General features: G+C 62.6%; 23 protein-coding genes. 7 read left to right on the top strand and 16 right to left on the bottom strand.

The features are described 5' to 3' along the window. Positions 1-38: 38 nt before the first annotated feature. Positions 39-2,186, top strand: a complete 2,148-nt coding sequence (locus ACR3FF_RS13930; protein WP_458188684.1) for a CDC48 family AAA ATPase — start codon at positions 39-41, stop codon at positions 2,184-2,186. A gap of 123 nt (positions 2,187-2,309) precedes the next feature. Here the strand turns inward: ACR3FF_RS13930 and ACR3FF_RS13925 are convergent, their stop codons facing one another. Both ACR3FF_RS13925 and ACR3FF_RS13920 read right to left on the bottom strand, forming a co-directional pair. Beyond that, entirely contained in the window at positions 2,310-2,873 is a 564-nt protein-coding gene (locus ACR3FF_RS13925) for a hypothetical protein (RefSeq protein ID WP_458188683.1), read from the bottom strand. Between the two features lie 39 nt (positions 2,874-2,912). Further along, positions 2,913-3,833: an HTTM domain-containing protein gene (locus ACR3FF_RS13920; protein ID WP_458188682.1), complete on the bottom strand. Its 921-nt coding sequence runs from the start codon at positions 3,831-3,833 to the stop codon at positions 2,913-2,915. A gap of 89 nt (positions 3,834-3,922) precedes the next feature. Here ACR3FF_RS13920 and ACR3FF_RS13915 point away from each other — a divergent pair, with 89 nt between their 5' ends. Beyond that, the gene (locus ACR3FF_RS13915; RefSeq protein ID WP_458188681.1) at positions 3,923-4,174 is read left to right on the top strand and encodes an Lrp/AsnC family transcriptional regulator; all 252 of its coding nucleotides are present in this window, start codon (positions 3,923-3,925) and stop codon (positions 4,172-4,174) included. Positions 4,175-4,178: 4 nt separating this feature from the next. Here ACR3FF_RS13915 and ACR3FF_RS13910 read toward each other — a convergent pair whose 3' ends face one another. From ACR3FF_RS13910 to ACR3FF_RS13880, 7 genes are all read right to left on the bottom strand, one after another. Continuing rightward, positions 4,179-4,814: a pyroglutamyl-peptidase I gene (locus ACR3FF_RS13910; protein ID WP_458188679.1), complete on the bottom strand. Its 636-nt coding sequence runs from the start codon at positions 4,812-4,814 to the stop codon at positions 4,179-4,181. A 115-nt stretch (positions 4,815-4,929) separates the two neighbouring features. Beyond that, complete coding sequence (locus ACR3FF_RS13905; RefSeq protein ID WP_458188678.1) at positions 4,930-6,018, bottom strand: sodium:phosphate symporter; 1,089 nt, start codon at positions 6,016-6,018, stop codon at positions 4,930-4,932. Between the two features lie 249 nt (positions 6,019-6,267). Next, positions 6,268-9,105, bottom strand: a complete 2,838-nt coding sequence (locus ACR3FF_RS13900) for a DEAD/DEAH box helicase (protein ID WP_458188677.1) — start codon at positions 9,103-9,105, stop codon at positions 6,268-6,270. A 614-nt stretch (positions 9,106-9,719) separates the two neighbouring features. Beyond that, a complete protein-coding gene (locus ACR3FF_RS13895; protein WP_458188676.1) occupies positions 9,720-10,460 on the bottom strand; it encodes a metallophosphoesterase in 741 nt (246 codons plus the stop codon). Then, positions 10,460-12,091, bottom strand: a complete 1,632-nt coding sequence (locus ACR3FF_RS13890; RefSeq protein WP_458188675.1) for an RPA family protein — start codon at positions 12,089-12,091, stop codon at positions 10,460-10,462. The genes ACR3FF_RS13895 and ACR3FF_RS13890 overlap by 1 nt, the downstream gene beginning before the upstream one ends. Further along, positions 12,088-13,359, bottom strand: coding sequence for a Single-stranded DNA binding protein (locus tag ACR3FF_RS13885; RefSeq protein ID WP_458188674.1), 1,272 nt, complete (start codon positions 13,357-13,359; stop codon positions 12,088-12,090). Before ACR3FF_RS13885 ends, ACR3FF_RS13890 begins: the two co-directional genes overlap by 4 nt. Before the next feature lie 24 nt (positions 13,360-13,383). After that, entirely contained in the window at positions 13,384-14,754 is a 1,371-nt protein-coding gene (locus ACR3FF_RS13880; protein ID WP_458188673.1) for an arylsulfotransferase family protein, read from the bottom strand. 82 nt (positions 14,755-14,836) lie between these two features. Between ACR3FF_RS13880 and ACR3FF_RS13875 the strand changes: the two genes are divergently transcribed. Beyond that, a complete protein-coding gene (locus ACR3FF_RS13875) occupies positions 14,837-15,469 on the top strand; it encodes a 2,5-diamino-6-(ribosylamino)-4(3H)-pyrimidinone 5'-phosphate reductase (RefSeq protein ID WP_458188672.1) in 633 nt (210 codons plus the stop codon). A 253-nt stretch (positions 15,470-15,722) separates the two neighbouring features. On the opposite strand, the gene asd is transcribed toward ACR3FF_RS13875, so the two are convergent. The 4 genes from asd to ACR3FF_RS13855 all read right to left on the bottom strand — a co-directional run bounded on the left by asd (position 15,723) and on the right by ACR3FF_RS13855 (position 18,436). After that, on the bottom strand, positions 15,723-16,757 hold the full coding sequence (gene asd / locus ACR3FF_RS13870) for an aspartate-semialdehyde dehydrogenase (RefSeq protein WP_458188671.1): 1,035 nt from the start codon (positions 16,755-16,757) through the stop codon (positions 15,723-15,725). Positions 16,758-16,935: 178 nt separating this feature from the next. Further along, complete coding sequence (locus ACR3FF_RS13865) at positions 16,936-17,112, bottom strand: 30S ribosomal protein S17e (protein ID WP_458188670.1); 177 nt, start codon at positions 17,110-17,112, stop codon at positions 16,936-16,938. A gap of 87 nt (positions 17,113-17,199) precedes the next feature. Then, positions 17,200-17,478 (bottom strand): acylphosphatase, encoded by a 279-nt coding sequence (locus tag ACR3FF_RS13860; RefSeq protein ID WP_458188669.1) that lies wholly within the window; start codon positions 17,476-17,478, stop codon positions 17,200-17,202. 76 nt (positions 17,479-17,554) lie between these two features. Further along, the gene (locus ACR3FF_RS13855) at positions 17,555-18,436 is read right to left on the bottom strand and encodes a DNA-3-methyladenine glycosylase family protein (protein WP_458188668.1); all 882 of its coding nucleotides are present in this window, start codon (positions 18,434-18,436) and stop codon (positions 17,555-17,557) included. Positions 18,437-18,454: 18 nt separating this feature from the next. Between ACR3FF_RS13855 and ACR3FF_RS13850 the strand changes: the two genes are divergently transcribed. The 3 genes from ACR3FF_RS13850 to ACR3FF_RS13840 all read left to right on the top strand — a co-directional run bounded on the left by ACR3FF_RS13850 (position 18,455) and on the right by ACR3FF_RS13840 (position 19,548). After that, on the top strand, positions 18,455-18,613 hold the full coding sequence (locus ACR3FF_RS13850) for a hypothetical protein (protein ID WP_458188667.1): 159 nt from the start codon (positions 18,455-18,457) through the stop codon (positions 18,611-18,613). Positions 18,614-18,677: 64 nt separating this feature from the next. Next, positions 18,678-19,163, top strand: a complete 486-nt coding sequence (locus ACR3FF_RS13845) for a DUF555 domain-containing protein (RefSeq protein WP_458188666.1) — start codon at positions 18,678-18,680, stop codon at positions 19,161-19,163. Between the two features lie 175 nt (positions 19,164-19,338). Beyond that, positions 19,339-19,548 (top strand): ribbon-helix-helix domain-containing protein, encoded by a 210-nt coding sequence (locus ACR3FF_RS13840; RefSeq protein WP_458188665.1) that lies wholly within the window; start codon positions 19,339-19,341, stop codon positions 19,546-19,548. Here the strand turns inward: ACR3FF_RS13840 and ACR3FF_RS13835 are convergent. Further along, positions 19,540-19,950 carry a JAB/MPN domain protein-containing protein gene (locus ACR3FF_RS13835; protein WP_458188664.1) on the bottom strand — a complete coding sequence of 137 codons (411 nt, stop codon included), beginning with the start codon at positions 19,948-19,950 and terminating at the stop codon, positions 19,540-19,542. The two genes, ACR3FF_RS13840 and ACR3FF_RS13835, sit on opposite strands and share 9 nt — an antisense overlap. 169 nt (positions 19,951-20,119) lie before the next feature. Here ACR3FF_RS13835 and ACR3FF_RS13830 point away from each other — a divergent pair, with 169 nt between their 5' ends. Next, positions 20,120-20,254 carry a DUF7503 family protein gene (locus ACR3FF_RS13830; RefSeq protein ID WP_458188663.1) on the top strand — a complete coding sequence of 45 codons (135 nt, stop codon included), beginning with the start codon at positions 20,120-20,122 and terminating at the stop codon, positions 20,252-20,254. A gap of 3 nt (positions 20,255-20,257) precedes the next feature. Here ACR3FF_RS13830 and ACR3FF_RS13825 read toward each other — a convergent pair whose 3' ends face one another. Next, the gene (locus ACR3FF_RS13825) at positions 20,258-20,653 is read right to left on the bottom strand and encodes a hypothetical protein (RefSeq protein ID WP_458188662.1); all 396 of its coding nucleotides are present in this window, start codon (positions 20,651-20,653) and stop codon (positions 20,258-20,260) included. A gap of 41 nt (positions 20,654-20,694) precedes the next feature. Next, on the bottom strand, positions 20,695-22,323 hold the full coding sequence (locus ACR3FF_RS13820) for a CHAT domain-containing protein (protein WP_458188661.1): 1,629 nt from the start codon (positions 22,321-22,323) through the stop codon (positions 20,695-20,697). Positions 22,324-22,381: the final 58 nt, after the last annotated feature.

Below are 22,381 nucleotides of genomic sequence, written 5' to 3'. Positions count from 1 at the left end.
GGGAAACGCTGAAGGCTATCGGGGGTCGAGTAAGCGACATGACGAACGAATCGTCGGTCACGCTCACCGTCCGGGGCGCGGAAAAACGCGACGGCGGGCGGGGAATCGCTCGCATCGCCGACGCGGCCCGTCAGCGTCTCGGGGTGCTCAGCGGCGATACCGTCGTCGTCGAGGGCGACCGGACGACGGTGGTGAAAGTGTGGCCCGCCGCGAGCACGGTCCCCGAGAACACCATCCAGATCGACGCCGAGACGCGGGCGAACGCCGGCGTTCGAATCGGTGACGGGGTGTCAGTGCGACCCATTTCCATTTCGGACGCGAAATCCATCACGGTCGTTCCGAAAGCGAACTTCTCGCTGGACGACGTGGACACCCTCGAAGCCGCCACGAAGCGAGAACTCCTGGACCGTCCCGTGAGCGAGGGAGAGCGCGCCCGAATCGAGCGATTGGGCGACGCTGGTCTGTTCGTCGTCTCGAAGACCAACCCGGACGGAACCGTTCGAGTCACGACTGACACCGACGTGCAGGTGTCTCTGTCGAATCTCGTGGACTCGATAACACCCACGAAATCGAACGACGGGGACTCGACACTGACCGAGGTGACCGGCGCGGCGTACGAAGATATCGGCGGACTGGACGAGGAACTCAGGCGAGTTCGGGAGATGGTCGAACTGCCCCTCTCGAATCCCGAACTGTTCCGCAGACTGGGAATCGACCCGCCGAAGGGTGTTTTGCTCTACGGCCCGCCCGGCACCGGGAAAACCCTCATCGCCAAGGCCGTAGCCAACGAGGTGAACGCCCACTTCATCTCCGTCTCGGGGCCCGAGGTGATGAGCAAGTACAAGGGCGAAAGCGAGGAGCGTCTCCGCGAAATCTTCACCGAGGCGGAGAAGAACGCACCCGCCATCATCTTCTTCGACGAGGTGGACAGTCTCGGCGGCAAACGCGACGACGAAAGCGACATGGAGAACCGACTCGTCGCCCAGATGCTCTCGTTGATGGACGGTCTCGAATCGCGCGGCGAGGTCGTCGTCATCGGCGCGACGAACCGGGTGGACGCCATCGACCCGGCGCTCCGCCGGGGTGGCAGGTTCGACCGCGAAATCGAAATCGGCGCACCGGACGAGGGTGGCCGACGCGAAATTCTCGAGGTCCACACGCGCGGGATGCCCCTCGCAGACGACATCGCCGTCGACCGCCTCGCCGCGACCACGCACGGCTTCGTGGGCGCGGACCTCCACGCGCTCGTCACTGAGGCAGCGATGGCCGCGCTCCGTCGGGCGCGGGACTCGGGGGCCGACGACGACGCACTCCTCTCGGTTGAGGTCACCCGCGAGGACTTCAACACCGCCATGTCGAGTGTCGAACCCTCCGCGATGCGCGAGTTCGTCGCGGAAGCGCCCGAGATTTCCTTCGAGGACGTCGGCGGTCTGGAGGAAGCGAAACAGACGCTCATCGAAGCGGTCGAGTGGCCGCTCTCCTACAGCAACCTCTTCGAGGCGACGAACACCGAACCACCGAGCGGCGTGTTGCTCTACGGGCCGCCCGGCACCGGCAAAACGCTGCTGGCCCGCGCCCTAGCGGGCCAGAGCGACGTGAACTTCGTCCACGTCGCCGGGCCAGAACTACTGGATAGATACGTCGGCGAGAGCGAGAAGGCGGTCCGAGAGGTGTTCGAACGAGCCAGACAGGCTTCGCCCGCCATCGTGTTCTTCGACGAAATCGACGCTATCGCGTCCCAGCGCGGCGAGTCACACGAGGTGACCGAGCGCGTCGTCTCGCAACTGTTGACCGAACTCGACGGTCTCACGGAGAATCCGAACCTCGTCGTCCTCGCGGCGACGAATCGCCGGGACGCCCTCGACCCCGCGCTCTTGCGCCCCGGCCGAATCGAATCGCACGTCGAGATTCCGGCCCCGGACGAGGCAGGCCGGCGGAAGATTCTCGCCGTCCACGCCAGCGACAAACCGCTGGCCGACGACGTCGACCTCGACGCCCTCGCCGAAGAACTGGAAGGCTACACCGGCGCAGATTTAGAAGCGCTCGTTCGAAACGCCTCGATGCGGGCCATCCGCGAGACGGCCGAGGAGTGGGGGCCGGACGAGGCGAACGGGCGAGCGGACGAAATCGTCATCGAGAAGCGTCACTTCGACGTGGCACTGGAGTTCGTCCGCCCGACGATGTAGACAGCCCTGCTGAAAGGCAAAGACGATTGCTGGAGACTGTCGGTCGCCCGGTGGCCGACGGCTCTTCTCTCACCTCGGCTTCGCTATCGACCGTCAAGTTACGGACGCAATCGTCGGCACGCCTCAGCCAGCAGAACACGAATGTCGGACGAGTGCGACCCTGTGGGTCGGTTCGGGGCCGTCGAGTCGCGTGGGCTGCTCGACGTAGTACACAGTGACGTAGACCAGGTCGTCCTCGTGGGTCGTGCTCCAGCGATGGCACAGGTAGTCCGCGAAGTGAGAGCGAAGGTCAGCGTTCTCACCTCGTTGGAGGTCGAGCAGATACACCAGCCACCGATGGCTGGGGAACGTCTCGGAAACGTCCGGGGGTTTACTCCACCGCACCGGCGACCGCTGGAGGGCGTCTGTCTGCTCGCCCGATTCGAGTCGTCCGGGAACGACGTACCAGCCGTCGGTTCCCCGTGGTTCCGGGGCGAACATGTCCCACCGCCGTTCACCGGGGTCGACGGTCGAATCCACGCTGTCGGGCAGGTCGGCGTAGCCGAGCGCGGCAGCGTTCCAGACGAGGATGAACGTCAGGAAGACGGCGACGACGACGGACGCGAGCCGACGCTTCCACTGGTGAACCGACGGCGGAACGTCGAACCGGGAGCGTTCCGGAGCAAGTCGGGCGAATCCCTCGCCCACTCGTCCAGTGTCGAACCTTCCTTCGATGGACGAGTGGTGTCACTCAACTCGCTCCCAGACCACACCGGGAAAGAACGGTAGCAGCGAAGCCATCGAGACGAGCGGAAATAGTCCGAGGCGCATGGTCAGGAACATTCCGGGATGCATCCCGACGAACAGCGAGGCAAAGGCGGCCCGCGACCACCCCGTCAGGAGCACCAACAGGACCGAGGAGATGACCAACACGAGACAGACTCTGTCGAAGAGTCCGAGCAGGGTCAGGTACTGGGCCAACACGCCTCCCAGCAACACGGTGAGCTGGTCGAGACTGAACACGTACGCTATCGCGTCACCGCTGACCCAGAGGTCGCCTCGAAGTTTCAACGCGCCGTTCATGGTGTAGACGAGCACCACTTGGAGCAACAGCGCGGCGGACGCCACGCTCGCCACCCGTCCCCGTGGACGCTCTGCACGGAGGGAATCGACCGACCAGCGTTCACCGAGCGGTAAGAAGAGACTCCAGAACAGGAGTCGTCGGAGGACGGAATCGCCGGCGTTCAGGAGGATTGGGTTGCGGGTCTGGAGCGACACCAGGAACACCAACGAGAGGAGCGTCACGAGCCTCGTCCGGTACCCGAAAAGGAGCGCCAGCGCAAAGCCACCCGCGACGAGAAACAGGACGGCCTGTCCCCCCGCCGTTCCGGAGACGGTGTGAAACGAGAGTCGAGCGATACCAGGGAACTGTTCGTAGAGTGCTGTTCGCGGCAGAACTCTTGTGTCGGTGTAGTGGGCGACTAGGTCGCGCGACCGAACGAAGAGGTCGGCGAGTATCAGCAAGCCGAGCGAGATGCGGAGGGCGGCCAGTGCTCGCGTGTCGATACCGACCCGACGGGAGAGCGCCTTTCGTCCGCGAATTCGAATTTCTTCCGTGAGAGAGCGTCCGTCCACGGCGTCTGCTCGGAGGACGCTCGCCGGGTTCATGGCCGGAAGTTGTAACAAAGCGGAATAAGTCTTCTATCTTCGACTATCTCTCTCGAAGCGTTTCGCCCGAAAGAGCTACCAGCCTTACTGTGGTAGACGATAGCATGACGGACGCATTCGTTCACATCCGCGCCGAACCGACGTCCGTGATGCACGCCGCGCGTGAAGTCGCCGAAATCGAGGAGGTGTCGTCGGCCCACGTCATCACGGGAGAGTACGACGTCATCGCACAACTCGACCTGGACGACCCGGACGACCTCCCGCACGTCGTCGCCGAGAAGATTCAGAACGCGCCGCCCGTCGAGCGGACGATGACGAGCGTGGCCTTCGAAGCCGAGTAGTCGTTCAGAGAGTCACCTCGAACGTCCGTCGAATCGCCTCGACCTGCATCGAGAGTGGCACACCGGGGTTCACAGACCCACCGCTGGTTCCGTCTCCCTCGTGCGCCTGCCGGGCGGCCTGCGCGGGCGTGCAGGGGAGGTGGACAAACCCCATCGGAATTTCACGATTATCGCGTTCCAGATACGCCCGCGTCGAGTAGAGGACGTTGTTACAGAGGTGCGTTCCGGCGGTGTTCGAGACGTGAGCGGGAATCCCGTCTTCGAGCAGGGTCTCGACGACCGCGCCGATGGGAAGCGTGGCGAAGTAGCCGGCGTCAGCGTCGGCGAGGATGCGCTCGTTTCGTGGTTCTGCACCCGCGTTATCCGGGGTGCTCCCGCAGTCGTCGACGTTGATACCGACTCGCTCGACGCTGATTCCCGCCCGTCCCGCCGCGAGGCCGGTGGCGACGATAGCGACGGGGTCGTGGGATTCTACGAGCGACTGCATCTCGGTTGCGGTTCGCTCGAACTCCACCGGGAGGACGTGGCCCGAGACGTCTTGTCCCGCGATTTGCTCGCCGTCGAGTTCGCGTGCCACCCGTTCGCTGGGATTTTCGTCGTAGTCGCCGAACGGTTCGTACCCCGTCAGGAGAAGCGTCATAGTGATTTTCTCGCACGGGGTGGCTTAACGATTGTCAGTCCACGAGCGCAAACGAGCGTCGAACGGAGCTATCGGACAGACATCGTCGTGGCGACCGACCGTCGTCCCAGAGCACTCACCGGAGGACGACGAGCAACAGCGGGACGAGCAGCAACGAGACGAGAAACCCGACGAAGTAGGCGACGGTCCCGACGATTTCGTTCTGCACGCCGTCGACGAACCGGGTGTACGGCAGATACAGTAGCAACGCCAACATCGTCACGAGCAGTCCGAGGGCCAACAGCAGGACGACCGTCATCACGCCGACGGTCGTACCGAGGGCGACGGCCACGACGAGCGTATCCACCAGCGTTCCGATGTTCGCACCCAGGACGTACGGGATAATTTCGTTTCGTTTGACGTGTCCTCGGTTGTAGAGCGGTACGACCACACCGAGCGAGAACGCGACGCTCGTCGTGAGGCCGGTGACGAGGAGCCCGAGACCGAACGATATCCATTTGTTGTTCAGGCGGGAGAGATACCGCCCTCGGAGTCGTTGTATATCGACCTGTTTCAGGATGCTGTCGAACAGTCGCATGCTCAGGAAAATCGCGCCGATTGCCGCTACGAACGCCACCTCGGCTCCGACCGACTCGATCGTTCGCTCGGCGACCGTCGAGAACGCGTCCGGAATCTCCGTCTCCGGTCGAACGCCGGTTCGTTCCAGCACCGACGGGAGAACCCACGGAATCGCGACGTATCCCAGCACTAACACCGGGAGGTATATCGTATGTGTGAGGAGGAACGTGAGTAGTCCCAGGCTCACCGACTCCCGGAGCGAGTCGATTTCGTCGTGAGCGTAGTCGAACGCCCCGATGAGGACGACGATTGCAGCAGCGCCGAGTCGAGAGCCGACTATCATCAAGAACAACTGCGACGGAGCGATGAGGTCAGAATCGAACAGCGAGAGCGCGAGCGCTGCGACGATGGTGCCGTTCGCCAGCACGTACGAGGCGAGCCAACTGATGCCGAGTGCCGACCAGTCGCCGACGACCACCTGTCGAAGAATCCGTGAGAGAAGGGGTGCGAGCGCGTCGGTCGAAGACCGCAGCAGTCGTATCGCGAACAAGAACAGGACGACTGTCACGAGTACCCGGAGCGAGAGCGAGAGCGACCGCTGTGTCGGCAGTCGCTCGTGAATCGTATCCCAGCTAATCCTCTTCACCTGTTCTGACGTACACTCCAGGCAGGGTAAAGGATTATCCCGTACCGGAACGGTGTGTATCATCAGCGTGTAATCGACCCGTCTTTTCCAGACGACTTCCCGCGAGCTCGCTCTCCGCTCCGGGCTATCCCGGCCTGCCGACTATCGACCTCGTGCTGGTCGATGTCGTCGTCTTCCTCCTGTTCCCCGGGTGGAAGACGGTCAGAGTCGTGAGTCGTTCGCCAGCCGAAAGCACACTGCCGACCGGGCTTAGTCCCAGAACGCCTGCGTCCGGGCGTACTCTCGTTCGCGGGCGAGGATGTCGCGGTAGAAGTCATCTTCGTCCTCTCGGAGTTTGGCGATGATTCGGGCGGCGTTCTGCGGGCCGACGCCGCGTGCCGCCAGCGCGACGACCGCCCGTTTCCCGTGGCTCTGGACGAGGTTCGCGGCCTTGTACGCGCGTTCGGTCATCTTCTCCTGTTCGTCGTCTCGCTCGTTCGCCTTGACCGCTTTCACCACCTCGTCGGCCCACGGGTTGAGGGCGGCGATGCGCGTCGAACCGCACTCGGGACAGGTGGGTTGGTCGGCGACGCGTTTTACCTTCGTCTTCCGCTTCCAGTCCTGACAGTGTAGACAAAACAGGATGGTCCGGTCGTTCTCGATTCGCTCTCTGACCGTCTGGATGACGCTGGCGTCTGCGTTCTCGGGAGCGAGCAGTTCCCGCCCCGAGGAGCGGCCTCCGCTTCCGACCGGCGTTCGTCCACCGGTCGAGACGACGTCGACGTCGCCCGACCGAATCCGGTGTAGAACGGCTTCTGCTTGCTCGACAGCGAGGTCGTCGTGAAACACCTCTCGGACCGCTTCGTCGTACATCGGCGTGTCCTCCAGCGCGCCCAGCAATCGCCCCATCGACACCTGCCCTCGGCCCTCCCAGCGATTGAGCGCGCCGAACTTGGCGGCTACCTGCGCCAGCGTGAATTTGAGCGTATCCGAGCGTTTCAGCGAGAGTTCGATGAGTGGGCCGACGTGTTCGGGGTCAGTCGTCTCCAGCACCTCGATGACCGTTCGGCCGTCGACGTTCGCCGGAACGTCCAGTTCGATTCGGTAGGGGTCGACCTCCATGCCGACCGATGACCCCGTACGCTGGCCGACGAGCGACGAGAGCATCCGTCCGAGCGTCTCGTTCACCTTGTGGCCGAAGCAGGCGTTGACGACTATCTTCTGGGGGGCAGACTCCACGACGATTCGGTCGCTCGTCGGAATCGGGGTCTCGACTTCGGCCTGTCGGTCGACCTGTTCGAGCGCCGACTCGGCGGTGTGCTGGTCTGTCGGATAGCGGCTCGTGAACTCGCGGGCCACGCCCTCGCGGGGTGCCCCGCGTTTGAACTGCGGTCCGGCGACGGCGCGCATCTCGCCGACCTCCTGAGCGACCTCGAACGGGACCGGAATCTCCTCGCCGACCCACGAGGGAACCTCGCCGCCGGGGTCTTCGATGGGAGAGACGTTGACGCGACTCTCCTCGTCGTCTATCTCCGCGATGCGCCACATCTCGCCACGCTGGATGAACACCTCGCCGGGTTCCGCGAAGTTAACGACGAATCGCTCGTCCAGCGACCCGACCTGCGACCCACTCGCCACGTCGTAGACGGTGTAGGTCTCCTCGTCGGGAATCATCGAGAGATTGGCGTAGAAGTACTGCCACGTCTTGCTCGATTTCTCGATTCGGTCTTCCTCCTCGTCCAGCCAGACCAATCGATTCCCTTTGAGTTCCCGAACGACACCCTTGAACTCCTCTTCTCCGAGGTCGCGGAAGGGATATGCGCGAGTGACGATTTCGTACGCTCGCCGGGCGTCGATTTCGCCGAAGTCCATGACCAGGCCGACTATCTGGTTCGCCACCGTGTCGAGACTCGCGTGGTGGATATGTGCCGGTTCGACGTCGCCCTCGGTCGCACGCCGGGCGATAGCCATCGCCTCCAGCGCGTCGTCGGGATGCGAGGTGACGATGGTTCCCTCCGACACCTCGTCCATCCGGTGGCCCGCGCGGCCCACGCGCTGGAGCAGGCGCGCGACCTCTCGGGGGCTCTGGTACTGCACGACGTGGTCGATTCGCCCCACGTCGATGCCCAGTTCCATCGAGGAGGTACAGAGCAGGGCATCGAGTTCGCCCGCCTTGAATCGGTCTTCCACGTCGATTCGGGCTTCCTTCGAGAGACTGCCGTGATGGACGCCGATGTTCGTGCCGAGTTCGAGAAAGCGCGACCCCAGTGCTTCTGCGGTCTGGCGCGTGTTGACGAAGATGAGCGTCGAATCGTGATCGTCTACGATGTCCCGAATCGCTCGCACGTGGCTGGCGATGTCCGGATTCGTCATCAGCTTCCTCGCCAGTCGTTCGTCGTCGTCTCCGATGTCGGGTTCGTGGACGCGAAAATCGACCTTGCTCCCTACGTCCACCTCGATTATCTCACAGCCCCGATTTCCTGTGAGGAATTTCCCGACTTCCTCGGGGTCGCCGACCGTCGCCGAGAGGCCGATTCGCTGGAATTCGCCAGCGAGTTCCTGCAGGCGTTCCAGTCCGATGGTCAACTGCGCCCCGCGTTTCGCGCTGGCGAGTTCGTGGACCTCGTCTACGACGACGTGGCGTACGTCCTCCAGCGCGGTCCGCAACTTCGACCCGGTGAGCATCGCTTGCAGGGTCTCGGGGGTCGTCACCAGCACGTCCGGCGGGTCGTTCGCCTGTTTCTGGCGCTGGTAATCCGTCGTGTCCCCGTGGCGAACGTCGATTCGAACGTCGAGCGTCTGGCCCCACCACTCCAGTCGCTGGCGCATATCGCGGTTCAGGGTTCGGAGGGGGGTGATGTAGAGTGCGGAGAATCCGAATCGGGGCTCTGCCTGCGCTATCGAATCGAAGACGGGCAGCATCGCCGTCTCGGTCTTGCCAGTCCCCGTCGGCGCGATGACGAGTCCGTGATTTCCCTCCGCGAGCGGTGGAATCGCGCGCTTTTGCGGTTCGGTGGGCGTCTTGAACCCTCGTTCCGAGAGCGCCGACCGAACCTCGCTGCCGAGTCGCGCGAAGGCCGCAGAATTCGCGGCCTGCCTGTTCTGCATCGTGATTTCCGGATAGGGGTTCGAGCGAATTAAGTCCGTTGCCCTCGCGGGTGGACGGGAATTCGGATGGAAATTTGGACTTGAATACGAGCGTATCATTTTCTCTACGAGGGAACCGAGTTTCCGCGGCGGAGTTGTCCTCGAAAACCCCCACGTGCTGGACTCGCGCGCCCCACTCTGCTCCTCGGCTTGCTTCCGATGGTCGCTCGCTTTGCGGTGCTTACGGGGTCGTGTTTCGTCCAGCTCGCGGCCCCTTTCAGCCCCACCCGGCACAGCAACCGCACCGCCAAGCCACGAGTCTCCCCAACCGACTCCTTCACTTCGTTCAGACGAACCATCGACCGGCGTGTACTTACGAGACTGGTCTATACTATCGCAATGGAACTCTCACTTGGCGGAATCAAAGAGATGCTTTTGGGTATCCAGTTGTCCCTTCTCGGCTACGTTTTCGAGAGCTTTCGGCTTGCTCCAGAATAGGTCAATGGTCTTCTTCTGGTCGGTGGAACTGTACTGACAGTCGGCGGATTTGTTTCCGGGCGTGGTCGATAAGCACAATCACCTAACGGATATTTCACCACAGATAGTGGCTAATCAGTCGGGTTTCGACAGCGCCTTCAAATCCTCTCGTACCGGCCCAACCGAGCGCCATCGAGCAAGTACACCTCTCCGTCCGAGAGTCCTTCGGGTAAGAAGGGCGCGAGAAACCCCTGGCGGTCGACGTTCACCCACGTTCCACCTGTGAGGTCGTTGAACGCGGGAAAGACGACCAGTTCGCCGTCGACGGCCAACTCCTCGCCCGCCCGCTCCTCGAACGGGTCGGGGTTCAGTCCCCCGCGTAACCAGACGCGCTCGATTCGACTTCCGCCGACCGTATCCTCCAGTCGGACGCAGGGGTGTTCGTGACCGACGCAGATTACGTCCGCCGAGAGCACCTCCCGAGCGGGCCACGTGTGTCCGTGGACGAATCCCACGTCCCCCAGTCGCACACCGTCACCCGACGTCACGTCGCACTCGACCCACGATTCGATGTCGCCGTCGTGATTGCCCTTCACGAGCGTCACCGGGACGTCGATGGCTTCGAGCAAGACTTCGATTTCGCCGCGCTCTGCGCCACCCGGTCCGGCGATAGACTGCATCAGGTCACCCAGGAAGACGACGCGGTCGGGGTCGGTGCGGTCGACCAGCGAGTGAATCTGCTCGCGGCGCTCGCTGGCACGACTGTCGAGGTTGATTCCCTGCTCGTAGCGGAGGGCGTCCTCGATTCCGGCGTGGTAGTCGGCCACGACCAGCGCTCGCTCGTCCCCGAGGGTCGCGGTCGCGGCGGGTTCGCCGGGAATCGGTTCGACCAGTGCCATCAGATGGGCTTCAAGGTGTCCTCACCGGACTCGTAACACCGTCCGGCCATCAGCGCGTCCTGTAATGCGTCCTCGACCGCTTCTGGCGTCACGTCGTAAGAGTCCACCATCGCGGCCAACAGGCGGTCGCGCTCCACACCGTCGCCGCCGTTTAGCTCCTGCATCTTCTCCATCACCGCGTTCTCCAGGTTCTCCGGAACGCCCTTGCCAGCATCTTCGTCCTCGTTTTCGGATTCGGGTTCCGACGATGGTTCGGACGCTGGCGCTGGTTCCGAGGCGACTTCCGACTCGGTAGCAGGGGTCGTTTCCGATTCGGGGCTGGCCGTCTGGTCCGGGGCTGGCTCGTCCGTTCCCGATTCCGGTTCGGGCGTATCGATGTCCACTTCGCCCGCCGAATCGACTTCCGACCCGGTCGAAAATTCGGTGCCGAACTCCTCTTCGATTCGCTCGCGTTCGCCCTCTTCGAACTCGTACATCTCACCGCTTACGTCTTCACCCGACGGGTCGCTGTCGAAGTCCCCCGCGTCCTCGTCAATCGCCCCGGCGTCAGATTCGTTCGCATCGAAATCGTCGAGTTCGTCGGTCGACTCGGCGTCCGACGCTCCCGGGTCGAAATCGCCGAGTTCGTCTCCGGACGCTTCGGCGTCGAAATCACCCAGTTCGTCGCTTGCGTCGGCCGCTTCCGCCTCGATTTCGTCAGGCTCGCCTTCTCGCTCGGGTTCGCGGGCCGCTGCGGGAGGTGTCGTCGCCTCCGGTCCGGAGTCGGGTGCGGTTTCGGCTGCTGGTTCGGATGCGGGTTGTTCGGTTTCGGACGTCGTTTCCGGTTCGGTGTCCGAAGCCGTCTCGTTCGATACAGACGTCGAGGGTGATTCTCCCTCGACAGCCGACGGGTCCACTCCGGCGGTTTCGAGCGTTCTTTCGTAGTCGATGGTCGCCTCGCCCGCTTCGTCCGGTTCCACGTCGAGTGGCCCGACTTCGTCCCGTTCACCGGCGACGACACGGGCCGCGTCGAGTGCAACGTCACGAACCGCGGCGAGGTACGGCGTGTTCGTGTGGTAGTGGTCCAGCGCCAGAGGAATGCCCGCCGCGAGTCCGGTGTCGACGTCGTTCGCTTCGAGCACCTGCTGGAGACGGTCGCCTCGCTCGCCGGTGTCGAGCGCCTGGGCGAACGTTCGCACGCGAGAGAGGGTCTGTTTCGCGGTCTGTACGGTCCATCGGTCGCGCGTCTCGGCGTCGACCGCGTTGATGCTCTCGGGACGGATGGAGGTGTACACCAGGTCCGAATCCTCCGGCTGGAAGGCCCGTGCTTTCCCCGTCACCGCGACGAACATCGGCGGGTCGGCACGCTCGAGAAACGCCAGCGCATCCGGTTGATACTGTCCAGCGTAGACGACGAACCCGCCGGTCGGGTCGACGATTCGGGCGCGGAGCACGTCGTCGCCCACCTGCTCGATTTCGGTCAGCACGCCCACGACGAACAGGCGGTTGATTCGTGCGCCGGTCGGCGTGACGACGTAGTTCGGTGCGCGCTCTTCGTCGCTGTCCGAGTGTTCGAGGTCTGCGCCGTCGTACTCCGCGGCGAAGATGCGCCACGCGACTTCGCGACGACCCACGCCGCCCTGCGAACTCATGCGTCCACCTCCGAGAGGAGGGCTTTCGCACGGTCCGTCGGGTCCTCGTCAGTTTCGGTGAACTCGGTCGCTTCGAGATTCGCGCCGTAGTCGTCCACCGAGAGGTTACCCCGGACCCGGAACTCGCGGCCGACGACGGTGTCCCGAATCGTGTCGGCGACGACTTCCTGGTCCATCGCGTCGCGTGCCTGCTGGCGAGCCTCGTCGAGCCCACCGCCGTACACCGCTGCGGTGAGTTCGTCGTCGAGAATCGCGGTGACGGTGCCGGTTCCGTCGTCGACGATGGCTTTCACGCGCAGGTCGTCCTCTCCATCGACCTGCCCGTGGCTTCGACACTGGCCTTTCTGGATGACGCGGCCACACTGGGGACAGCGCTGGATGAGTCCCGACCCGTCCCGAACCGAGACGACGTTGCCGACCACCTCCACGTCGAAAGCACCGCCCGTCTCGACGGCCTCTCGCACCGTCATCTTGGTCGCCGTGTCCTGGACGTCCACGTCTCTGTCGAGGGGTTCGACGGTCGTGAACTCCGAGAAGTTGATGGATGGAACGCCCCGAAACTCGCGGACGTAGACGTTCTCGGCGCGTATCGTCGCTCCCTCGGTCAGTTCGGCACGCGTTTCCCAGTCGGTGAACGGAAGGCGGGCCGACTCGTCGGCGACAACGCCGCTTTTGATGGTCGTCTCGCCGTCTCGTCCGTCGATGACCTTCTCCTCGACTTCGAGAACTGTCAGTTCGAGCGCGACTCCTCTGTCGCCGGGTTCGACCGCCGCGAGCGTCGAATCACCGCCGACCTCGTACGGAACGTCGATGTCGGTCTCCTCGCGGGCCACGTTCGTGCTCTCTCCGAGGTTGAGCTCCGGGTTACCTTCCCACTCGCGGACGTTCGCGTTCCCGGCGGTGATGACCTGACCCGGTGCGAGACTGAAATCGTTCCATGCGGTGTAGGATATCTTCCCCGTCTCGTCGGCGAGTTCACCCTCGAAGATTACCTGTTCGTTACCCTGGTACCGAATCGAGCGTTTACCGACCGTGAGCACCTTCGCGGTGACGGTGACGTTGCCCATGTCGGGTGTCACGTCGGCGACCTCGACGGTCGACGGTTCTGCGCTCTGACCGCTGGTACCGCCGTACTTCCGTCGAAGGCTCTGTTTGGCTTCGTCTATCGGAACGCTGTACTCGACGAGGTTCTGCAGGTCTGCTTTGACCTCCTCTTTGTCGACACCGAGGTCGGAGGCAAGCGCCTCGGCATAGTCGTCTACGTTCATCACTCGAAGTTGGGTCGGGATGGATTAAAAGTGTTCGTCGTCGCTCGTTTCCCGAGAGACTCGAATCGGAACGCGCGTCTCGATCCGGAGGTTCACCGCACGCAGTTCGAAGACGACCCAGGCGAGGAGTGTCAGCGAGGCGATGACTGCCGCGAGGAGTTCGCCGAGTCCGGCCCACATCGGGAAGACGAACCAGAGGCTACTCACGGTCTTCCTGGAAAAGAGCGCGTGCGCCAGTCGTTCGTAGACGCCGCGTTCGTCGATGCTGGCGGTCAACGACTGGACATTCGCCTGCTTCGCGCTCGGTCCCCTCGTACTTTCGTCACCGGTTCCCAGTCGTTCCACCTCGTAGGGAGAGTAGACGGGAATCTCCCAGATGGCCTGACCCTGCCGGTTCACCTCCACCACGCGGTTCGCGTTGGTGTCGGCGACGAGCGTGTGGCCGTTCGGGAGTCGGTCCGCGTCGCGGGGCCAGACCATCTCCGAGTCGTTCCACACCCACGACTGTCGCCACTCGCCATCGACGCGCTGGTACTCCAACACGCGGTCGTTCAGCGAATCGGCGACGACCACGGACGGGCCACCGTTTTCACGCGGAATGTAGTCCGGGTTGTGCTGTTCATACAGCACGCTGTAGTCGTCCTCTGCGCCGAGCGTCCACGAGTCCATCATCCCGCTCTCGTTCAAGAAGACGACCTGGTCCTGGTTGCGCAGACTCGTCATGTAGCGCCCATCCGGCAGGCGTTCGACGTCGTTCAGGTGCGCCCAGTCGACCGGATACGGGCCGCCTTCGGTGATGGGGAAATCGTCCTGTGCGTCCCAGCGCCATGTTGTGATGTTGGTGGTCGTGTCGACGACGTACACCTGGTCCTGATGGATATCGCCGACGAGGAGGTGGTCGTCGTCGATTCTGTCCACGTCGTGCCAGTTCGCGCCTCTGTCCTGTGGGATGACGCGCGAGAATACCCGCGTTTTCTCACCCGTTGTGAGGTTCACCCGTTCGACGAACGAGACGGTACACTTTCCGTCACACGCCTTCGCTCGCGGGCCAGTCAGCGGCATCTCCGCGACGTACTCGACGGTCGTCGACTCCGACGGCACCGGGTCGACGTCGAAGTAACCGGTGTAGGTGGCGTCGTGGTACAGCAGTCGCCCCGTCGGTCCGAACGCGACGAGCGCAGACTGGTCGCCGTCCATTCCGTGCCCCGCGACGACGGTGACGTTCGGACTGGGTGGTGCGACGGGTGTGCGTCGTTCGTGGGGGAGGTCGGCCTGGTCGTGGTACCCGCTGACCGCGTCTCGAACTGGGGACGTGGCGTACGCGTACCCGACCGACGCCGAGCAGAGGAGAAACAGGACGGCGAAAAGTGAGCGGTAGACGTTCCGGGAAACCATCGTCCGTTTCCTCTGGGGGCAGGCGTATAAAGTTCCTGATAGCACCGAAAGCGGTTTTCACGGAGAGCGCATACCGGCACGCATGCACGTCGTCGTCAACGCCGCGACGAGCGCCGACGGCAAACTCTCCTCGCGGCGGCGAGAGCAAATCGACATCAGTGGCCCGGACGACTTCGAACGGGTGGACGACCTGCGGGTCGAAAGCGACGCTATCGTCGTCGGCGTCGGGACGGTGCTCGCAGACGGCCCCTCGCTCACCGCTGACGGTGGACCCAATCCGATTCGCATCGTCGTCGACTCCCGTGGTCGAACACCCGTCGACGCCAAGGTGTTAGACGACCGGGCGGACACGCTCGTTTTCGTCACCGAGGCCGCTCCCGACGGGAACGTGAGAGCACTCGAAGCAGCAGGGGCCACCGTCGTCGTCGCGGGCACGGACCGCGTCTCGCTCGAAGACGCCTTCACCGAACTCGAATCGCGCGGCGTCGAACAGGTGATGATCGAAGGCGGTGGCGAGCTCATCTTCTCGCTGTTCGCCGACGAGCTCGTGGACGAACTTCGCCTCTACGTCGGGTCGCTCGTCGTCGGCGGGCGCGACGCACCGACACTCGCCGACGGCGATGGGTTCGTCGACGAGGCGTCGTTTCCGACGCTCGAACTGGCGGCTGTCGAACAAATCGACGACGGCGTGTTGCTTCGCTACTCGGTATCCTGACGGGCAACGTGCGTGAAAACGACCGGCCGTCGAGAGGCCGCACATGCGGTCTTCGACGTGGGGGGAGTCGGCGAGTCGGTCAGTCGTCGATTCGAGTCGCGGGTCAGTAGTCGGCGTCTCTACCGCTGCGAAGGCGGTATACGATGGCCAGCACCGAGACGAGCAGGAGAATTTTGAGTGTTCGTTTCATCTGTTTCGAACCTCCAGTTCGGATGATACTGTGTAGACATATATGCTTTCTACTCCGTCGCCGTCAGACCCACCCCTCCCGTACCAGCAGTTCGCCGTTCAGGATGCTCGCTCCGGCGGCCCCTCGAATCGTGTTGTGGGCGAGACAGTTGTACTGGATACCGGCAGGTGACGCCTGGACCCCGCCGACTGCGACCTGCATCCCGCCGCCGAGGGTGCGGTCGAGTCGCGGTTGCGGGCGGTCTTCGTTCTCGAACACCTCGACGAGTGGGTCGGGCGCGCTCGGGAGTTCGAGCGTCGGGGCGTCACGGAACGCATCACGGGCGTCTTCGACGGTGAGTTCCGTCGCAGTTTCGGCCCAGACGTTCTCCAGATGGCCGTCGAGCGTCGGTACTCGATTGCACGAGGCCGACACCTCTACGTCGTGGTGGTCGATTTCGTTCCCGTCGAACGAACCGAGGAGCTTCTTCGATTCGGTCTCCATCTTCGACTCCTCGCCGCCGATGTGCGGGATGACGTTGTCGATGATTTCCATCGACGTGACGCCAGAGTAGCCGGCACCCGAGACGGCCTGCAGCGTGGCGACGTGGACGCGGTTCAGTCCGAATCGGTCGAGCGCGGCGAGCGTGGGAACCATCGTGATGGTCGAACAGTTCGGGTTCTTCACGAGTGCACCGTCCCACCCGCGTTCGTCTCGCTGGACTTCGATGAGGTCCAGGTGGTCTGCGTTGACCTCCGGGATGACGAGTGGTACGTCGTCTGCCATCCGGGCGTTCGAGGAGTTCGAGGAGACGACGTAGCCCGCCTCGGTGAACTCCGGTTCGACCTCCGCGGCGACGCCCGAGGGAAGCGACGAGAAGAGGATGTCCACGTCGTCCGGTACGTCGCCGGGGTCGGTCGCACGAACCGTGATGTCACCGACCGACTCCGGAATCGGTGAGTCGATGCGCCACTTGGCCGCCTCGCGGTACTGCTCGCCCGCGCTCTCGTCGCTCGCCGTGATGGCGGCCAGTTCGAACTCGGGATGGCCGTCTAGCAGTTGAATGAATCGCTGTCCGACCGCCCCCGTGCCGCCGAGGATTCCGACGTTGGTACTCATTGTGCGATTGGGTAACAACAGGGTGCGCAAGTAGCTTTCGACGGAGTCGGTGTTTGCCGAGAGTGCGATGTCCCTGTCGGTTCCCCGTCTGGTCCCCGCAGGAAAGCGGGATGGAAAAACGCCCCTCGATGCCTCTGGTCAGCAGTGACGGACATCGACGAAGTCGCCTCTCCGAGAATTACTCTTTCTTCCGGGTGACGTAGCCAGCGATGCGATTGCGGACGCCTTTCGAGTCGATGTTGGTCAGTTTCTCGACGCTCTCTTTGTTCTGGTCGAAGTCCTTCGTGAAGGCGTCCGGATATCGTTCCAACAGGATGGTTCCCGTCTTCTTGACGTAGTCGGGTTTGATTGCCATATCGAACTGTTTCCGGTTGCGGGGCTTAAAAGCATTCGTTCGCGTCCGACGAGCGTGAATCGCTGTCGCGGTTTCCGTACGACCGTACTACCGTCGTATTCGGAACCCGTCCTCGCCCTCGGGGTCTCTGTATTCGACCTCCACGTCCGTTACGTCGGCGGCGGGACTTCCCGTGTGACACCACTCGACCATCGCCTCGACTGCGTCCTCCGGTCCTTCGAAGACGGCTTCGACGCGCCCGTCCGAGAGGTTCTGTACCCAGCCATCGACGCCCTTTTCCCGGGCAGTGTCTCGGGTGTTGGCCCGGTAGTAGACGCCCTGCACTCTTCCGGAGACGAAGACGTGTGCGCGAGTTCGGTTCGCCATGTCCGGTCGTTCGAATCCGAGGCACAAAATCGTCGGGGCTGTCGTGACCGTTCGGAAGTCGACGTCGCCCGTCCCGTCAGCTTCGCAGGTAGTGAAACACGTACGTCTGGGCGTAGCCGGCGTACTCGTCGCCGAACTGCGCTCGAATCGCCCGTGAGGTCTCCCTGTACGACCCTCGCTCGCAGTGTGGATAGTGATCTTCGATGGCACTCCGAATCCACGTATCCAGTGGGACTGCCTGCAGGTAGCCGAGCGAGAACAACAGGACACAATCTGCGACTTTGTCGCCGACGCCGACGAACACCTTCATGGCCTCGCGGGCGTCCTCGTAGGATTTTCCTCGTACGTCGTCGGGAGACGCTTCACCCGACGCGACGAGTTCTGCGGTCTGTTCGACGTACGGCGCACGATAGCCGAGGTTCAGGTCGCGCAGGTCGGCTTCCGTCGCCGCCGCCAACTGCTCCGGGGTCGGAAAGTCGTAGTAGGTCTTCCCGTCGAACTCGACATGGTCGCCGAACTCCCGGGCCAACGCGGTCTGCATGCCGTAGATTCGGCTGACGCGCATCTGGGCCGAGCAGATGAACGAGACCAGACACGGGAAAAACGGGTCGCGGACGATACGCATTCCGCGATATTTCTCGTACGCCGCTTCGACCAGTGGGTCGTCCGGAGACGCGTCGACGATGGCATCCAGGTCGTCGTCGAGACGGAGCATGGAGACGAGCAGGGGTTCGGCGTCCGTCGTCGCCTCCCACTCCAGTCGCCCGTCCTGCTGGCGGGCGCGAACGACCTCACCGTCGACGACGGTGTAGTACCACGCAGACCCACCGTAGGCGTGAGCCGACTCGTACATCCGACCGTCCTCGCGCCGCCAGAGGTAGCTCTGACCGCTCTCGACGGTCGACTGGAGGTCGAACCCACCCGGCAGGTCGGCGACGGGAATCGAACCGGTTTCCATCGCTCCGGAAGAGGAAACGTGGGAGAGCAAGTCTTTCGATTCTTCTGTCCCGGCGAGTACCCGTCGCCAGTTCTCACGAACGACGTCAGCGACGTCGTTCTCGCTGCACTACCGCGCTCGGAGGGGGGCGACGATTTCGTGCAGGCAAGGTACGCCACTCACATCGTCGGAGTGTGACCTGTCACGAATGTTGTGATGGGCGAAAATTCATACCGCTGGCTGTCTAATTGTCTGTGGGATCATGAACTGCAGAGTTGTCGTGGAAGCCGCGATTCCGGTGTACGACGTTCAGACGCCGGACGAGGCGGTGCGAATCGCCATCTCCAAGACTGGCGAGTTGCTGAACCCGGATCTGAACTACGTCGAGATCAGCATGGGCGAGCGCACCTCTCCATCCGGCGAGGAACTCCCACCAGCGTTCATCGCCGCCGACGAAGCACTCGTTGCACTCGAACTGGAGATGACAGTGTTCAACGTCGAACGAGAGGAACACGCCTCGCGCATCGCACGGAAAGAGATCGGCCAACGACTGGAGAACATTCCACTCACCGTCCTCGAAGTCGAGGTGCTAGAAGACGAAGAGGATGACTCCGAGAACGTGGCCGACAACGAAACCCCCGACGAGGACGACGCCGACGAACGCGGGGACGACGAACGTGCAGACGACAATGACGAAGACGATGCTGACGACGACGTACTGCCGGAGTTCGAAGACCTCATTGAGTAGGACGGCACGTTCGAACGGTCGGGTTCGGGTCGCTCGCTTCCCGAGACGATTGTAGGTCGCTTTTCTCCACGACTCTCTCTGCGTACGTCGCACCGATATCGAATCGTTCGTCCCGCCGTTTCTGTTCCGTTCGAGTGACGTAAACGATAACCGGCAGGACGACGAACCCCCCACCATGACGGAGTACACTACGGTTTCGATTCCGAAAGACCTCGCCGACCGCGTCGACGAAACGATCGAAGGAACGAGTTTTTCCAGCACCAGCGACCTCGTTCGGTTCCTCTTGCGGAGCATCGTCATCCAACACCAGAAAGAAGGACGGTTGACGGAATCGGAGTTCGGCGAAATCACTGACCAACTACGCGAACTGGGCTACTTAGAGTAGCTCTGCGGGTGGTTCTGCGTCGAGAACGACGAACTGCTGTTTTCGCCCCGTCCTGTCGAACGCGGCGATAGAGTCGGAACGCCACGGTGGAATTGCGACCAGCATCACCTCGCGCAAGTCGTCCGTGCGGGATACCTCCAGGTCTCCCTGCGGGTGTGAGACGAACCGTCCTTGCGATTGCCCGGCGGGAATGGAGAGGTCCATTCCGAAGACTGCGGTAACGGACCCACCCGTATCCGGCGGGTAGAAGTGCGTGAACACGGGCGTCTCTCCCGGGAGGTCGTCGGCCCCGCGCAAGTCGCCAGCAGGTGTGACAGCGAGCGAAATCGTCACCTTCTCCGGCTCGGCGTCTGCGGCCAGTTCGAGAAGCGCGTCCCTCAGTCCGCGAGTTACGAAGACCACGAACACGTTTCGTATCGACAGATAATAACGTCGTCGCTCGATACGGGGGCCCTCTTCCTCACTGCATCATATTGTTTAATAAACAATATTGTAAATAATATAGTAAATTCTTGAAACATATAGAAATAAAATATAAACTTAATATATATGGTAGAAATACAAGAATGTGATGATAGAAAACGACCTCGGCACGTACCTCGAAGCGAACCCACGAATGATCGGCGTGCTGTTCACCATCGTCCTGTTGCTCTCACAGGCGGGCAGCGTCGCTGGAGCCTATCTGGCTGGAACTACTGGTCCCTGAAAATTACAGTTCGTCGACGTCGACGGAATAACTCCACTTGAGCTGTCCATTCGTTCGGATCGGAACGTCTTCTAAAGCGAGATGTCGTTCGAGTTCTTCTTTCGTGAGCGACTGCGTCGTCAAGACACCGGAGGCGAGATACGACCGTCTTTCCTCCGAAAGTCGTGGTGTGACGAGGCCACCGATCCCCGTATCACCCGAGGCATACGTAATTATTGTCAGTTCGTACTCGTCCCCGTTCGGTTCGATTTCGAATATCATGGGGAACACGCTCTCCGTCTGAACCACGTTTACGTTACTGTCACCGACGACGATGTACTGGCCGCCGATGATGCTCCGGTCGCGGGCGATGTCCAACGCCGCCCAGAGCGGGAATCCTCGATTGAGGAGACGGACCATGGTCTTGCCCACGCGAACCGCACCGCTGTTTATGACGTCGTTCAGGGTGACGACGCCACCGACCGCACCCCCTCGATGAGCGCCATCCCCTGGTCGTACGACTGACAGGCGTTGAGGAAGAACGCCTCGACGCCGACCGAGTCGAGTTCGTTGGCGTCGAGCATTTCGTCGACACATTCGAACCCGTGCTCGTCGATGTGGCCGATGAAGTGGAGAAACTGCGTTTCCGATTCGAGCACGTCGCGCAGTTCCTCGACCGTCAGTTCGTTGTGAACCGTGACGTCGAAGGGCAACTTCTCGCGCGAACCGTACACTTCGTCTGCGATGCTCCGCTCTTCGTCCATCTGCTGGTCGTTGCAGACGACGGTGATGTCGACGTCACCCGTCGTCGGTGTCCGTTCCAGTCGGTTCTGAAACGCAGTCGTGGTGGCCTTGCTCGCTCCGACCGGCGTCTCCTCTCCCACCCACACCTGTTCGAGCGAATCCGTGGTCTCCGGCTCGACGAGTGACTGCGGACTGGTGGGGCTTTCGGCTATACTCCGGGTCGAGTCACCGCCTCTGACGAACTCGTCGACTGCGGGCGGCCGCATCGCGGATACGGACACCTCCTGTGTCCGTGGTGTCCGAACGACGGCGAGGTCGTCCACGAGGAACAGGAGCATCTCGACGTTCTCCGGTGTCGGCTCTACGTGGGTCGTTAACTGCCAGTCCGGAACGAACGTCTCGACGACCGCGTAGGGAACGTCGAGATAGGCTCGCAATTGCTCGGAGAGCGGGGCGTGGTAGAGTGCTGCGAAATCCAGGTCGACCCTCGATTCGAGCTGCGTTCGTTCGTGGAGCTCGACCGGATACAGTCCCTCGGTTCGGGTCACGCAGTCGAGGAGGAACGTCTGTTTCAGCACGCGCTCGACTTCGCCCTCGAAGCCACACGCGGTTCGAAGGGGGTGTTCGAACTCGTCGGCGACGATTCGTGGGGTGTTTCCGGGTACGAGCGTCGCGCCGAGGTAGTACGCGAGTGGGGTGGCGGGGAAGATGTGTTCGTAGTCGGGCGGAAGTTCGATTCTGACGCCAGTTTTGGGGGGCAGTAGTTCGTCGGGGACTTGGAGTTCGTCGCCGAACTCGATGGTGGGGGGATGGCCGCGGAGCGTCGGGAACGAGCGTTCGGGACTCGTCGTCTTCAGCGCCGACCCGAACGCCGAGACGGCCGCCATCACGTCCACCGGATCCTCCGTCGTCGTCACCGCCCCCGCCGGTCGTCTCACCGACGACCGGCCACCGACTGTCACCGTCGTTTCGGTTCCGAACTCGAACGCGACGTGGTCGAACGACGACGTGACGACGAGCGACGCGTCTACCCGTACGTAGAGTTTTATCGGCGTCCCGAGTTCCAGGTAGTACGTTCCCTCCGGAAACTCCTCGAATCCGATACTCTCGAGATCGGACACCATCTCACCGGTTTCGTCGTGGACGTACACGCCTGCTGGCGTCGGGAGGGTTAGCTTCTCGGTCGATATCGTCACTGCCTCGTCCACCGGAAAGACGAATGAATCGGAGTCGGCCCGGAGTAGCGATACCGTCTCCGGTGTATAGAGCGTACACGTGCGGCGTTCTAGCGGGTCCTGTATCTCGATACCCGGTTCGGTCTCACGGGAGGTAAACGAGACTGTCACCGGAAAACCTACAGAATCTTACCATTCAAAATCCGGTGAAGAGAGCACATAGGTGAAA

The organism is Haladaptatus ordinarius (assembly GCF_054177595.1).
This window is presented reverse-complemented; position numbering and strand designations above follow the sequence as displayed.

Excerpts from the sequence above, each read along its gene's own strand:
- ACR3FF_RS13825 (WP_458188662.1), bottom strand. The coding sequence starts at position 20,653 with ATGGTCCGTCTCCTCAATCGAGGATTCCCGCTCTGGGCGGCGTTGGAC.
- ACR3FF_RS13845 (WP_458188666.1), top strand. The coding sequence starts at position 18,678 with ATGAACTGCAGAGTTGTCGTGGAAGCCGCGATTCCGGTGTACGACGTT.
- ACR3FF_RS13880 (WP_458188673.1), bottom strand. The coding sequence starts at position 14,754 with ATGGTTTCCCGGAACGTCTACCGCTCACTTTTCGCCGTCCTGTTTCTC.
- ACR3FF_RS13875 (WP_458188672.1), top strand. The coding sequence starts at position 14,837 with ATGCACGTCGTCGTCAACGCCGCGACGAGCGCCGACGGCAAACTCTCC.
- ACR3FF_RS13885 (WP_458188674.1), bottom strand. The coding sequence starts at position 13,359 with ATGAACGTAGACGACTATGCCGAGGCGCTTGCCTCCGACCTCGGTGTC.
- ACR3FF_RS13890 (WP_458188675.1), bottom strand. The coding sequence starts at position 12,091 with ATGAGTTCGCAGGGCGGCGTGGGTCGTCGCGAAGTCGCGTGGCGCATC.
- ACR3FF_RS13860 (WP_458188669.1), bottom strand. The coding sequence starts at position 17,478 with ATGGCGAACCGAACTCGCGCACACGTCTTCGTCTCCGGAAGAGTGCAG.
- ACR3FF_RS13900 (WP_458188677.1), bottom strand. The coding sequence starts at position 9,105 with ATGCAGAACAGGCAGGCCGCGAATTCTGCGGCCTTCGCGCGACTCGGC.
- ACR3FF_RS13830 (WP_458188663.1), top strand. The coding sequence starts at position 20,120 with ATGATAGAAAACGACCTCGGCACGTACCTCGAAGCGAACCCACGAATG.
- ACR3FF_RS13910 (WP_458188679.1), bottom strand. The coding sequence starts at position 4,814 with ATGACGCTTCTCCTGACGGGGTACGAACCGTTCGGCGACTACGACGAA.
- ACR3FF_RS13855 (WP_458188668.1), bottom strand. The coding sequence starts at position 18,436 with ATGGAAACCGGTTCGATTCCCGTCGCCGACCTGCCGGGTGGGTTCGAC.
- ACR3FF_RS13920 (WP_458188682.1), bottom strand. The coding sequence starts at position 3,833 with ATGAACCCGGCGAGCGTCCTCCGAGCAGACGCCGTGGACGGACGCTCT.
- ACR3FF_RS13865 (WP_458188670.1), bottom strand. The coding sequence starts at position 17,112 with ATGGCAATCAAACCCGACTACGTCAAGAAGACGGGAACCATCCTGTTG.
- ACR3FF_RS13895 (WP_458188676.1), bottom strand. The coding sequence starts at position 10,460 with ATGGCACTGGTCGAACCGATTCCCGGCGAACCCGCCGCGACCGCGACC.
- ACR3FF_RS13930 (WP_458188684.1), top strand. The coding sequence starts at position 39 with ATGACGAACGAATCGTCGGTCACGCTCACCGTCCGGGGCGCGGAAAAA.
- asd (WP_458188671.1), bottom strand. The coding sequence starts at position 16,757 with ATGAGTACCAACGTCGGAATCCTCGGCGGCACGGGGGCGGTCGGACAG.
- ACR3FF_RS13840 (WP_458188665.1), top strand. The coding sequence starts at position 19,339 with ATGACGGAGTACACTACGGTTTCGATTCCGAAAGACCTCGCCGACCGC.